Here is a 14,678-nt window from a genome sequence, read left to right as displayed (position 1 = left end):
GACCCTACTGAACGCTATTGCCGCCTCCACCGCCCTTTACATCATCATTGCTGATGGAACGGGCGGCTTTCTTAACGCTGGCTTTCAGCTCGCCGATACGGTAACTGACACTGATGCCGAAGCGCTGGCGGCTATACTTGCTCCAGCTCTCCTGCGTAAAACCAACACCTTCGAGCGTATTGGTATTGTCCATGTACTTCTTAAAGAAGTTGCTGGCAAAAGCAGAGAGGGTCAGACGCTTGTCGAAGAAAGACTTGTTTACGCTCAAGCCGTAATCGAAGTAACTGCTCCCTTTACCCTGTAACATTACCCAGGGAGTCTGGCCGAACACGTTCAGACTGATGCGCCAATCATGGGGCAGGGTTTGTTGCGCACCCCCGTAGGCAAAAAGATTCCAACCGTCGTTTTTAAGGCCGTTGGCTCCTTCCATATATGAATAGTTACCGTAGATATTGGCATAGATACGGGTATTGGATGTAGCATTCCAGTTGATATAACCGCTAAGACTCGCATTCTTGGTTTTTCCTATGTTCTGATAAGTGGAGTAAAGCACCTCTTTGCCGGTAGTCTCTTTCAAACCCTCAATCTCGGTATCGGGAACAATTTCGGAGATTTGCTCGATGCTGTTGTTGGTAAACGAATAGCGGAGCGATAGGTTGACATTGAACTTCTGCGTAAAATTACTGTAACTCAGATTGAAAGCATGGCTTTTCTCACTATCCAGATTGGGATTGCCTTGCGTGATATTGGTAGGATTACTGTCATTCAGGTAGGGATTCAGATACCAGATGCCCGGACGGTAGATACGCATGTTATAACCCAAACGCAAGTTGGACATATCCGTCAGCTTCCAGCCGATGCTGGCGGAAGGAACTACATCGTCGAAATCCTTCTTGAAGTTATCGCCTTTGCCTAAAAGATACTTCACATTCTGTATGGTATGCTCGTAGCGCACGCCCAGCCTGCCAGAGAGCTTCTTCACTTTCAAGGAATAACCGGCATAGGCAGCCAGAATATCATTCAGGTGTTTGTAGTGGGAACTATGGTCTTCATCGAATTCATAATCGGTTTGCTGCCCTGCGGCGCGCTGGAAGCGGTCGTCCTCGGCAGTATTGTTGCGAAGGATGTATTTAACTCCGGTTTCTACTGTGTGCATCTTGCCGATGGGAGTCGTATAATCGGCCTGTAAGGTGTGCTCCGTAGTGCTTTGCGAACCGTCATTATGCTGGTCGAGCATGCGCTTCATAAAGTCCTGCCAGTCCGGGGCCACATTGTCCATATCATACTCGTAACCGGAATAGGAATCCGAGGTCTGCGGGCGGGTATTAATCTTATACGAGAACGTGAGCATACGCTCCTTTACGGGAAACAGACGCTGGTAGTCGATACCTCCGTCAATGGAATACCAGGAACTTTTACTGTGACTATTGGAGACATAGTTGTACAGTTCGTTGGCAGTACCGGGGAAGGTGGCCAGCGTATTGGTCGCTCCGTCGCTCTTGTTCTTGCCGCCCCAAAGCCCGAAGGACATGGTTACCAGCCGCAATGTGTCGATTTCATAGCTGGCTTCCATACTGCCTGACTGGAAAGAACCGTCTCCCTTGCTGGTTCCGCTGTAATCCAGGTCGGACGAACTGCTGTCCGTTTCGCCGACGGTACGCCGATTGCCGCCGGAGTAGCTGCGGGGCTGGTTGTTATAGTTGTAATTATAGCGGGCGCTGAAAGTCAGTTTGCCGCTTTTTATCGTACCGAATACACCCCCACCGGCGCCACGGTTACTGACATTGCCGCTGAACGTAGCCGTATACCCTTCCAGTCCGCCGCCTACGGTAACAATGTTCAGGATACCCCCGACACCTTCCGCATCGTACTTTGCACTGGGATTGGTAATTACCTCTATGTGCTTGATGGAGTTGGCGGGCATACTTTTCAGGACTTCCGTAGGATTATTACTCATCATGTTGTTGGGCTTGCCGTTGACATACACCTTGAAACTGCTGCTGCCGTTCACCTTGATGTTGTCTTCGCCGTCCACCGTTACAAGGGGTACTTTGCGCAGCATCTCAAGAACAGAGTTCGACTTGGAATCGGGGTCGTCCTGCACGTTATATTCTATCTTGTCGATATCTGCCTTTACCAACGGCTTCTGGGCTACAATCTCCACCTGTCCCAACTCATTGGAAGCATCTGTAATATACATGGTACCGAAGTCCACCGACTTTTCTCCCGGTTTTACGGAGAAGTTCTTCACAATACTGTTCCGTCCCACCGAAGAAATTGTCATAATGAAGTTGCCTTTATTACCGGGTACTTTCTCCTGGAAGTGTCCCTTCATATCCGTCACCAGCATTTTCAACGCATGTTCCGGCGCTTCTTTCTTGACTATCTTGATTGTAGCGTACGGCTCACCTTCTTTAGTAAGAGAATCGAGTAAGATACCCTTAATCTGAAAGGAAGAGTTTGCCGCATTCTGTGCAGTTGCCCAAACGGGTATTAACAATACCGCCAGCAACATGGCCCATCTGTTTTTCATGGTGTTTCCCTGTTTAAATCTATACCTTGTCTGTTTTTTCGTAGCAGATAGTGTCTACTGTCACAACGAATTAGGCAAAAATAGGGCATTCTTCGGCATTTATCGGAACACCGGAGTTAAAAAAAGCGAAAAGTACATTGATTTACAGAAAGTAGAAAAACAACAGCAGGAACACATTGGCGGCAATGTTGCTTACTATCGCCTGCATGCTGCAAGCTGTTATGCATCACTCTGTATAGGGTACAATACTTATTCCTGAAATTCGGTCTCAACAGACTAAAAGACGAATATTTCCCCTGTTACTTCGGCAAAATACACAATCTGATACTTGTAAACCGCGTCTACTGCATCCGTTCCCAAAAACACTACAAAGATTTCAGCCCTTTATGGGTTCCGTACCATTTTCAGCAAAACGGACAACTAATATCTACAATGTTATCTCGTCATAAACCAAAGCCCGATAACCATAATAATTGAGCATTATTGTAGAGGGCTGTTATGAAAGCTCATTATGAACCATCCAAACACGGCAGGAGTTACGGAAATCAGAATTCACACCTATCAAACAAAAATACGTAACCCAAACTAAATAAAAACACTCTCCCTAACTTTCCATACCAAGATATAATTTTACTTAGAACTGAATGACTTTTAACATAAACAGCACTTAACGTCCATTCTCATCACTGACTTCGATACTCTTTAGGTGACCCTCCATATTGTTTGAAAAACTCTCGATAAAAATAAGATTTATTGGAGAAACCACATTTAAACATAATCTCTGATACAGTTAGCCTTGTAGTCCTCAATAATTTAGCCGCATGTTCCAATCTAATACTACGGATGAACTCACTCGGAGTCTTATCCATTATCTCTTTAAACTTACGATAGAGAGTAGCCTTACTCACACCTACAAAATCGGCAATGGTAGAAGGACTGAGTGATTCATCGTCAATGTTACTCTGAATAAAGTCTGTCACAGTATGTATCAACTCTTCATCCTCAGGATGGAGTACAATGCCGTTCCTCACTTTGATGGACGATAAACTGGAATTAAAATAATCTTTCAACAATGTCTGCCTAGACAGTAGATTCTCAATAGTAGATATTATCTGTTTAGGGTGAAAAGGTTTAGTAATATAAGCATCAGCACCATGCTTGAAAGCATTTATTTGGTCTTCTACAGAAGCCTTTGCCGAGACTCCAATGATTGGGATATAACTTGTCTTGAGTTCTGACTTAAGTTTATTTATCAGTGTCAGTCCATCCATATTAGGCATCATTATATCGCTAATGATAATATCAGGATGATTATGCTCTATTTCACTTAAGGCTTCAATACCATCTCGGGTCACGCGCACAGTGTACTCAAAGAGAATATCACATAACAGTTCACAAATATTCTTCTCATCTTCAACAACCAATACTACAATTTCCTTATGAATCTTTGAAAGCTCTGCTTTCACCTCTTCTTGAGGTACAGTATCATCCTCATCCAGCGCAGAGACCTGTAAACTATCAGATGACAATGAAGGAATCATTACGGAGAATTCCACATACTTCCCCAATTCGCTATTTACGCTTATCTCACCTCCAAGTAGTTCAACGAGTTGTTTAGTGAGGTTCAAACCTATACCATTACTAACTGAATTACCAAACTTTGCAACATCAAATATCTTGTACTTGTCAAATACTTCCGCCATTTGCTGCTCCGTCAATCCTTTACCTGAATTACGAATCAATAGATGTAATGTACTGTCTGGATCATCCTGCGAAAGCATGACCTTGATGTAGCCATTACGCGGTGTATATTTAAAAGCATTGGACAGTAAGTTGAATATAATCTTCTCCAAAGCATTAGAATCCGAATATATTTTTGCCACGTTTTGCATCACTATCTTAAAATCAATCTTATTATCCCGAAGAATATCAATATAATTATCTGAAGCATACTCCACGAGTGTCTTTACATCTATATACTTCGGATGCAAACTCATATTCCCTGAAGCTTTGCGAAATTCCATGAGTTCACTAATTAACTTCTGCATCCGTTCCGCATTATTCTTGATTATCTGTAAATATTTCCTTGTATTCTCATCGAATCCATACTGTTCCAACAAATGTTGAGCTGGAGTGTAAATCAAGGTTAAGGGAGTAAAGAATTCATGAGCAACATTAGTAAAGAAATTAAGCTTTGATTCATAGTTTTTCTGTTCATGTTCCCTTTCTACGCGAGCAATAAGAACCTGACGACTAAGGCGAATGCGATTCTTCACTACCGATTTTACAATACAAAAGATGATGACAATCAATACTCCATAGATAGTTAAAGCCGGCACGCTAAGCCACCATGGATAACCAACTTTAATCGTCAGGCGATAGATATGATTCCCCCAAACTCTGTCACCATTAGTACATTTTACTTCCAAATGATAATTACCGGAGGGTAGATGAGTAAAAATGAGACTAGGATTATTTCCCATCTCCACCCAATCATCAGAATGGTTCTTCAAACGATAAGCGTATTCACAATTCTCGTTATTTATAAAATCTTTAGCTATGAAATTAAACGATACAAAACGCTCTTCATAACCTAATTTTAGGATACCTTTCTCTATACGTTTGTTAATATCTTGCAGTGTATTATATATCTTTAGAGTATTCAAAGTAAGAAGTGGATTAAAATCCCTTTTATGTATATTTTGGGGATTGAAATAATTAAGACCACTCACTCCACCAAAGTACAGATAATTACGCCTATCTTTTAAAAAAGCTCCATCAGAAAATTCATCATTCTGCAAGCCATCGTTCAGAGTGTAATTATCGATCTTACCATTAGTGATATTCAAGCAAGAGAGACCTTGATTAGTACTTATCCAAATATTATTCTTTGAATCTTTTAATATCCCATGAACAGTTTTGTTAGTCAAAGTCCCATCAACGTACTTAGTCAAAGTGAAGTCGTTGTTACAACCTTGTAACTTATTAAGTCCATAGCTGGTTCCTATCCAAGTGTCCGAATGATCTTGAAACAAACAAAGTATATCACTATTAGTAAGTAGAATACGACTATCAATATCTTCCAAAGTCTTGATAGTATTGTTTTTTAAGTTAATCCAATGCAATCCCCCACCACGAGTTCCAAACCATAATGCCTGGTTTTCAGGATCGGACGCAATAGCATAAACTACATCGTTACTCAGTGAAATACTTTTATCTGATGAATTGTACTGACGGAAGCCTTTTACCCTATATCTACCCTGCTCCTTAGAAATCTCCATCTTTATCAGCCCATAACCTGAGGTGCCTATCCACATTAATGAATCGTTGTTAGTAAAAAAGATGTTGTATACCGCTTTAAACATTGGATATTTATCTGGTATGTCCAGCCTATTAAGTCGTCCGGTAACCGCATCCAAAATATTAATACCTACACCTTCCGTTCCAATAAAAATATCATTGGCTCTATTCTTCCTCAAGGCATAAACAGAATTAGATATTAGCCCTTGAGATTCATCTAAATAATCACGTATTGTCTTAGTATCAGGATTTAACAGTTTTATTCCATTTCCTTTTGTTCCAACAAGGATATTACCGATAGTATCTTCACAAAAACATCTTACAGGATGAGTAGTATGAATTGTCTGAAACAATGAGTCATAATGATAAAATTGTATCAATCCTTGCCCATCCGTACCTATCCATAAGATATTTTGGCTACCAAGATAAAGAGTAAATACAGATAACTGATTAGGCAATTCATCCAGATAAGTATGAGTATCAGATTTTAGATCGTAAAGAATACACCCACCTTCTATAAAACTGATGTACATCACATCACCAGATAAAAGGACTTGAGATACAGGCTTACTTATGCTAAGCCGAATAGAATGAGAAACTGTAAAGTCATGATTCAGTATGAAAAGTCTGTTCTTCCCGTTCAAAACAAATCGACCGCCACTCTGAAACAAGCTATTCACTGGACCATCCATGCCAATAGACAGCAATTTATCCTTCTTTCCCTCCTTAATAAATTGCCTATAAGAAATATGAGCAATAGTACCGTCTTCCAAAAGAAAAAGCAAATTATCCAATTTATCTATGGAAAAATCTTTCACCTCAGTTACAAAATCAGTTTTGACAAAATTGAATTCATCAATAGAATCATCATATATAAAGAAGCCCACTCCCTTTACAAAACAAACAATTTCACTTCCAGCACTCTGTGCAAGAATAAATGACTTTTCCTGGTAGGGAATCTTGTTATCTTTCCTCAAATAATACCTTGTTATCTGATAGGTTTGCTTGTCCAAACGATTAATACCATTATCTGTAGCTATCCATAAACAGTTTTCTTTCTCAATTATCTGACGAATAATATTATTGCTTATAGAGTTCGGATCACTTTTACTATACCTAAACGTTGTGATTTCTCTCCCATTGTACGCATTCAGTCCATCCCATGTTCCTATCCACATTGTATTCTCGGAGTCTTCCAAAATACAGTTTACCGAATTATTCGTCAGCCCATTTATATTAGAGATATATCTCACCACATTAGAAGCATATAGATTCTCAGAGGTAAAAAATAAAATAAGTAGAAAATGAATTATTTGTGTAAATAAAGATGTTTTCATGTATAATATTCCTGTTTAAGCATTTAGGATAAAATGCAAATATATACATTTCTCCAATAACAACGAGTATTATGATCCTACAAAGGCTAAATGAAGATATTTATTCCTTCTAGTACTGTACCCTTAAAAGATTATCTATCCTTGACAACGAATAACCCCTAGAAGGAATAAGATTACACAGATTCGTCCTATATGTAATCTGCATCTAAATGACAACTAATCCACTTCTGTTCTTTTTAGCAAACAAGAATCAACAGACTGTATTAATTATTCGTTAATGCTGCTTCAAGACATACTTAAAATATCCCGGGTCTTGTAATGGTGAGCGCATACCGGCAACTTCCAATGCTCTGAGAACAAAAACATTCCAAGAAAAAACCCTTGTGCTAGGCCACCAACAGCCGGATACGCTTAAATCATAAGGCAAAAACTCATGGCTAAAAGGCTCATCCGGATGAAGCGTGATCTCTACGGCAAGTCGGTCTTTGATTCGTTTTTTAGCATCCTTCCATCCATGTTTCAATCCAGCTACATATCCGCAAACCTCTTCACGCATCCAACTGCCAGCATTATAATAGATACCATTATCCCAAAACATATTGGGTGAAAAAGGTTTGTTCTCCATAGTGAAAAAAGTATCTTTTTCATGGAAAATCAACGGTGAATATCCATTCTTTACAGGAACTTTATCCAGGGTTTTGACAACCATCTCTGACGTCAGTATAGGTTTATCAAATAGCCACCACGATACAAACTCCGGCAATAGAGAATTGAATGTAATAGAATAAGGATATTTACGATTATCGATCAGATATCCTCTCTTCTTGTCATAGAAAGCCCTATATTCCTGATTAGCTTTCTCCACATATTTTTGAGAAACAGGAAGTCCTAGTTCCTTCGCTACTTGGAGAGTAACGGCAAACATCCCCTGATTAACAGCCAAGTCGGATGTCTTATCCGGATATTCCACCACATCATTCTGTCCCAATACAAACTCTGCAGCACAAATACCGTCTCCATCAGGGTCGTACTCATTGATACAAAAATTGAAAGCTTTCTTTATCTTATCCATAGGAATGGGTGTCCCATATAACCGATGATTAACCAAAGCAAACCATAAGAATTCAAGCGTGGCATCATTACCCTTTACTTCCCTACTTCCCATGCAAGGAGTAATAATAGTACCGATAGCTCCTCGTACATCTTGTGTTGCTGCCCAAGCATCAAATATTTCCTCAGAAGCATCTTTATCATATACTCCCATAAGACTCCAGAAAGAATCTCTATTATACATGTCAGGAGCATAATTAATACTTGGAACATTCAAGGGAGTAAAATTGTTTCGACTTGTAATCCACATCAGCATCTGATAACAAGCATACAAGCACTTCTCTTCCGTAGTACCCTTAAAGCCCAGTCCATCCGCCAAATAGACTTGAGATGTTAAACGAAGATCATGTAAAGTAGGCTGAGCCGGTGTGGCAAAAATGAAGACTCTCTTAACCTCTTTCTTATTCTGTTTCAAACAGTGATAGGCATAGTTATGAGCATCTGAACGGATGACTTCCAAATCTGTTATTTCCAAATTAAAGTCACTTCCTTTCTGTAAGGAAGAAGCTGCAATCAACAGGTAAGTAAGCTCCTGCTCTGTGTTTGCTATAAAAACTGTTTCTTCTTGCTGCACCCAATCTGCTGCAGAAGAAGGCATATCCGTTTGATAATGCAGTCCTGCAACATCTATACTGCCCGTTCCTTCGCCTTTCCACAACTTCACTGTGATGGGATTTGCAGAGCGATGTTTAAAACGAATTGTATAAAAACCATCAGACAATTTATAAGGGATACGTACACCAGATATTTCACTTTGCACCGAATTTCCTTTCACAGTAAACACATTCCCGTTCCTTTCCAAACTGGCACCTGCATAAGATTTCCATTTCTGTATTTCAGGAACTGGGTAAAAGCAAGTATTCACCGGATGATTAAAATCGGATACTTCACCGAAAGTGAATTTCACGAAATAATCTCCTTTTTGACGCTGTCTTTCATCGGCAATCCTGATAAGATTAGCATCACAAATTTCGCGTATCGCTCTAAAACCGATTTCCCCCTGTTTAGACGGACGGCGGCGGATATTGCGTGTCCACAGATTTTTATCACCAGCATCAGTCAGCAGCCCTACAGCCAATGTATCGTTCAACATATATCCTGCTGCCGGATAGGTTTCATGGGCTACCCCGCCCATATTCTCATTATCATCAAAGCTCCAAAAAGTAGAAGGCTTGTCGGCAGCAGTTATGGATGTACCAACTGAATAATATAATAAAGAAAGATTATTCTGTTGTAACTCTATTCGCTTACTGACCAATTGTGAACTAACAACCTCATAAATCACATTAACCGACAAGTCTGCCTCCAACTTCTTTAAATACACATTTCCTGAAAGTACCACTTTTCGCTCCGACTGTTCCACCGAAGTCGCTTTCCACCCTTTCAAGGTCTCTCTGACAGAGTAATCTTCATTATCAAAATATAAATCCAACTCTCCGGCTTTACCTTGCTCCATTATCAATTGGGAACCATAATAGATATTCACATAATATCCTTGGTTCTTATTTCCCAACACATGTAACTTCATCTCGTCAGCGAATCCCTGCACACAAAAAATAGCCAACAAAAATACAAGGCATATAAAATGCTTACTCATAGTATATCTAAATTATAGAGGATGTGTCAAAAATAAATTAGCTATCATTGGAACATTCTTCAGAAACAGATGATACAAATCAAATATAAAAACAGATCCGGATAATCCCTGTTAATTTTTCCTTCATCGGAAACAGCAACTCACAAGTGATAAAACACTAAAAATTCAACACATCCTCAAGAATAATTAATAACCAGGATTCTGAATCAACTTGCCACCAGACTTATCTATATCTTTTTGAGGAATCGGGAACAAATAGTTACGATCCGTAAAAGCCTGGCCATTAGCGTTAAGCACTTCCTTTGCAATGCCCCAACGTTTCAGGTCTCTAAAGCGATGAGACTCCAATCCAAGTTCCACGCGACGTTCGTGTATCAACCATTCCCATGCTTGTTCTTTGGAACCAAGCCTATCTCTATCGGGTAATGTTCCAGCAGGAGCTTTCGTCTCCCCATCAACCCCCACAGTATTTCTTGCCCTTTCTCTGACCTCATTGATAATATCAATAGCATCGGATACCTTACCTGTTTCAATCAAAGCTTCGGCCTTCCATAACATCACATCTGCATAACGGATATACACTTTATTACTTGGGGCATCATCATAACCTTGGTTCTTATTGGATAAATCACCCAAAATTTTATACACCAATTGCTTTTCAACATCAACGGTCAAATTCAAACGTGGGTCATTCGGTTCAAACTCCTTAATAAAACTCTTAGAAGGTGCAAAGAAGCCCCAACCCAGCAAAGCACACAACCCGTTACCTTGCGCCGGAGTCATCTTCTCCTTATGATCGTAAGCAAAAATAACCTCATTATCGGTGAACTCATGATACTGGCTAAATGAGTCAAAATAATTACTGTTCAAACGATAAAAGCCTTTATCTTCAAGTTCTTTAATAGCACTTAGTACTCCCAGATAATCCTTTCTATATAATGCCACCTTAGCCTGCATTGCTAAAACAGCTCCCAAAGAGACCCTCCAAGGCTCACTTTCTGATGAGAACTTCGTAAGTGGCAAATTTCCTTTTGCATCTTCCAAATCATTCATAATCTGTTCCCAAACTATTTCTTTGTCCGTTCTCTCAGATACCTTATATGCATCCTCAAAATCTTTAATAGGAGCTATCAAAAAAGGAACATCACCAAAGTTCGTAACGAGATCGAAATAATAGAAGGCACGTAGAAAATAAGTTTCACCCAACAAACGCTTTCTTAATGAAGCATCCATCCCAACAGCCTCTATAATTTTATCATCCATCAGATAGCTTAAAGCTAAATTTGCTCTAGAAACACCCTCATATTGATAACTCCAGAAACCGTTGAATGCAGTGTTAGAAGCTATATATGAGTAGTTCTGAATTTCATCCATCCAAGGCTGGTCGCCATCTGGATTCCATTTCTTCAAAGCGTCATCCGAAGCTAAATCATAAACAACAAAATCATTACGAGTCACAGTACCGTCATCCCATGCCCAATCTCCCAGCAAATTCAAAGTACTCGCAAGCATCTGATAAGTAGAGTTTACTGAATATTGAACACTTGTAAGCGTAGGATTTGTATTTACATTATCCGGTGTTAATAATCCTATCGGATCTTTATGTAAATAATCATCACAACTTGTCACAAACAAAAGACTTATCACACTAAACAAAGTTATATGTATCTTTTTCATTAGTCTAATCTTTAACAGTTTAAAATTTAACATTTACACCAAACAAGAATGATCTTGCTTGGGGATAAGTTCCATAATCTATTAGGTCCGTAGATTCAGGATCCAGACCTGAGTATGAAGTTACGGTAAACAAATTCTCTGCCGACACATATATTTTCAAATCGGATATAGGTGAATTGATTTTCTTCAGCAATTTTGCAAAAGAATAGCCTAGCTCAACATTTTTTAATCTAAAGAAAGAAGCATCCTCTACAAATATGCTTGATATTCTGCTTCCCCCATTGTCCGTAAAACTTGGACGAGGAATCGAATTACTTGTCCCTTCTCCATGCCAGTAACCCAACATCTCTGTTGTATGATTGAATGGGCGCGTATCATAATTCAAAATTTTCTTCAAATCATTAAAATGTTGCACATCTTGCACTCCATGAAACAACATAGAAAAATTAAACCCTTTATACTCTCCATTCAGAGTAAATCCGTAAGTAAACCTAGGAATCGGGCTACCTAGAAAATCGCGGTCATTGTCATCTATCTTTCCATTATTATCTAAATCTTTGAAACGAATATCTCCAGGCTGCACCGTAGGATTGTCTGTTGCATAAAGTTGTTCATTAATTTCTGCCTCATTTTGATAAATACCTTCCATCACAAAACCATAATAAGCATTCAATGGCTGACCTACTGTTGTACGGGTAACCTTGCCATCAATATTAGGCAAATTAGGATGTAATTTTAGTACCTTATTGTCTAAAGTAGCAATGTTGCCATTAATACTATAATTAAAATCACCCACTTTATCCCTATATGTCAATGATAGTTCAAAACCTTTATTACGCACAGTACCAGCATTCACTATTGTAGGAGATACACTACCTACATAAGAAGGCAATGAAATTGGTAACAATATATCTGATGTTGTTTTCATAAAGTAGTCGGCAGACAAATATAACTTGTTTCTCAATATTCCTAAATCAACACCAACATTCCACTGTTCTGATGTTTCCCATTTCAAATCGGGATTGCCATAACGGGAAATAACATATTTATCACCATCTTTCTTTAATAAAGTCATAAAGGTATAGTTATCAATCTCTTGATTCCCCAACTGTCCCCAACTACCTCTCAACTTCAAATCTGATAACCACGATATATTTTTCAGAAACTTTTCTTCAGACATTTTCCATCCAGCCGACACTGAAGGAAAAAATCCCCAAGCATGATTACTTGCAAACCGGGAAGAAGCATCTGCACGAAAATTTCCAGTTATCATATAGCGGTTATCATATACATAAGTAGCAGAGGCGAAAACAGACATCAATGCCCACTCTGAGCCTGAGCCACTATTCCATATATCAGACTCTGTTCCACCAAAATCAAGATATCTGAAAGTATCATTAGTATAATCATAACGTTGCCGAGAAGCTCCTATAGATGATTCATAATTGGAAATAAATTCAGTACCCGCTACAGCATTAATATTATGCCTTTCAAATTGTTTTGCATAACTTAGCGTATTATTCCAAGTCAATGTGAAACTTTCACCACGTGATTCATCAAGGTTACTCGGTCTGTTTTGTCTACCCAAACCTTTATCCACATCCGAACCGCTGCCATCATCGTCACCAAAATTCTGATTGAAAGCCTTATTGTGATAAAGATTCAAATCAATACCCAAATTAGTCTTGAACTTTAAAGAATGATCTTGCAAAAACTCGTATTCTGCAAAAACATTACCAAATGTTGTGTACTGCGAACGTTTATCATCTGTATAATAAGCTAAAGCAATAGGATTAGACGTCCATTCATATTTGCTACTTTCCCAACCGCCGTTTCGATCGTTATTCTTATAAAAAGGCAAGTCCGTAAAAGGATCATTAGCTTTATAAGTAGGATCATTCACATCTTTATAAACACTTAACACTGACGGACGCAACATAGCATGTCTGATAATACCCGGCGCATCACCTTTTGAGTTTAATTTATCCTGAATTGAATAAGTCAATTGTACATTAGCTCCTATATTGAGTCTGTCATAATACTTTGCATTTATATTTGAGCGCAAACTAAAGCGACGATACCTATCATTATCATATACCACAATACCATCTTGAGAAATATATCCAGCAGAAAGCAAATAGTTTACACCTTTCGAACCTCCACTCATAGTTGCTTGAATATTATGAGTCTGTCCTAAAGTAAATAGTTCATCTAACCAATCAGTATCGGCAAGATCTGTCCTTTTTTTATCAATAGTATAAGGATTTGAGCCTTCATAACCGGCATTATTCCATGCTATTTCCTGCACATCCATATATTGTTGAGTATTCAGCATCCTGGGTAGATTCGCAACCTTCTGTATTCCATAATAATAATTCAGTTCTAAATGTCCTTTTCCCACTTCACCTTCTTTAGTCGTAATCACAACTACACCGCCAGAAGCACGTGAACCATAAACAGCAGCCGCAGAAGCATCCTTTAGTACTGTAATTGAGCTAATATCAGACGGATTCAAAAAAGTCATGGTTCTTGATGGTACTCCGTCAATGATGTACAGAGGGCTATTATTACCGATAGTGCCCTCTCCACGAATCAACATGGAGATGTCATCACCCGGTGCACCTGTACTTTGGGTTATCTGCACACCGGCAACCTGACCTTGGAGAGCTTGAGACACTGTGGCAACCCGACGCTTCTCCATATCATCCATATTCACTGGTGCAATAGCTCCTGTAAGAGAAGACTTTTTTTGTGCAGAATACCCCACAACAACCACTTCCTCTAGATTTTGCGTATCTTCTTTCAACACAACTCTGATATTTTCCTCTTGTTTAACTACATAGTCCACAGAGGCATAGCCTATATAAGAGAATTGAATTAAATCATTTTGCTTACCCGAAAGGCTAAAGCTGCCATCTATGGCAGTAATAGTTCCCTCTCCTGTAGTTTTATTCAAGACGCTTACTCCAATCAAAGTCTCTCCAAGTTCATCTACAACGGTTCCAACCAACATTTTATTTTGGGCAATGACTCCCTGGAATAAAAACAAGCAAAGCATAGTCAGGCAAAATTGCCGTACCCTAGATTTACTCGAAAACAAATTAAATTTCATAATACTTCAATT

5 protein-coding genes are annotated in these 14,678 nt (G+C 39.1%); all 5 read right to left on the bottom strand.

From position 1 onward, the window contains the following. Positions 1 to 4 precede the first annotated feature (4 nt). Positions 5 to 2,533 (bottom strand): TonB-dependent receptor domain-containing protein, encoded by a 2,529-nt coding sequence (locus NQ565_RS04385; RefSeq protein ID WP_040315970.1) that lies wholly within the window; start codon positions 2,531 to 2,533, stop codon positions 5 to 7. A gap of 683 nt (positions 2,534 to 3,216) precedes the next feature. Next, positions 3,217 to 7,170 carry a hybrid sensor histidine kinase/response regulator transcription factor gene (locus NQ565_RS04375; RefSeq protein WP_005656160.1) on the bottom strand — a complete coding sequence of 1,318 codons (3,954 nt, stop codon included), beginning with the start codon at positions 7,168 to 7,170 and terminating at the stop codon, positions 3,217 to 3,219. 274 nt (positions 7,171 to 7,444) lie between these two features. Further along, the gene (locus NQ565_RS04370) at positions 7,445 to 9,877 is read right to left on the bottom strand and encodes a glucosidase family protein (protein WP_005656157.1); all 2,433 of its coding nucleotides are present in this window, start codon (positions 9,875 to 9,877) and stop codon (positions 7,445 to 7,447) included. Between the two features lie 186 nt (positions 9,878 to 10,063). Continuing rightward, the gene (locus NQ565_RS04365) at positions 10,064 to 11,554 is read right to left on the bottom strand and encodes a RagB/SusD family nutrient uptake outer membrane protein (RefSeq protein WP_016661109.1); all 1,491 of its coding nucleotides are present in this window, start codon (positions 11,552 to 11,554) and stop codon (positions 10,064 to 10,066) included. A 19-nt stretch (positions 11,555 to 11,573) separates the two neighbouring features. Further along, complete coding sequence (locus tag NQ565_RS04360) at positions 11,574 to 14,666, bottom strand: SusC/RagA family TonB-linked outer membrane protein (protein ID WP_016661108.1); 3,093 nt, start codon at positions 14,664 to 14,666, stop codon at positions 11,574 to 11,576. Positions 14,667 to 14,678 lie beyond the last annotated feature (12 nt).

This window comes from Bacteroides stercoris ATCC 43183 (assembly GCF_025147325.1).
Lineage (GTDB): Bacteria > Bacteroidota > Bacteroidia > Bacteroidales > Bacteroidaceae > Bacteroides > Bacteroides stercoris.
The sequence above is the reverse complement of the archived record's forward strand: the minus strand, read 5'-3'. Positions and strand labels throughout refer to the sequence as shown.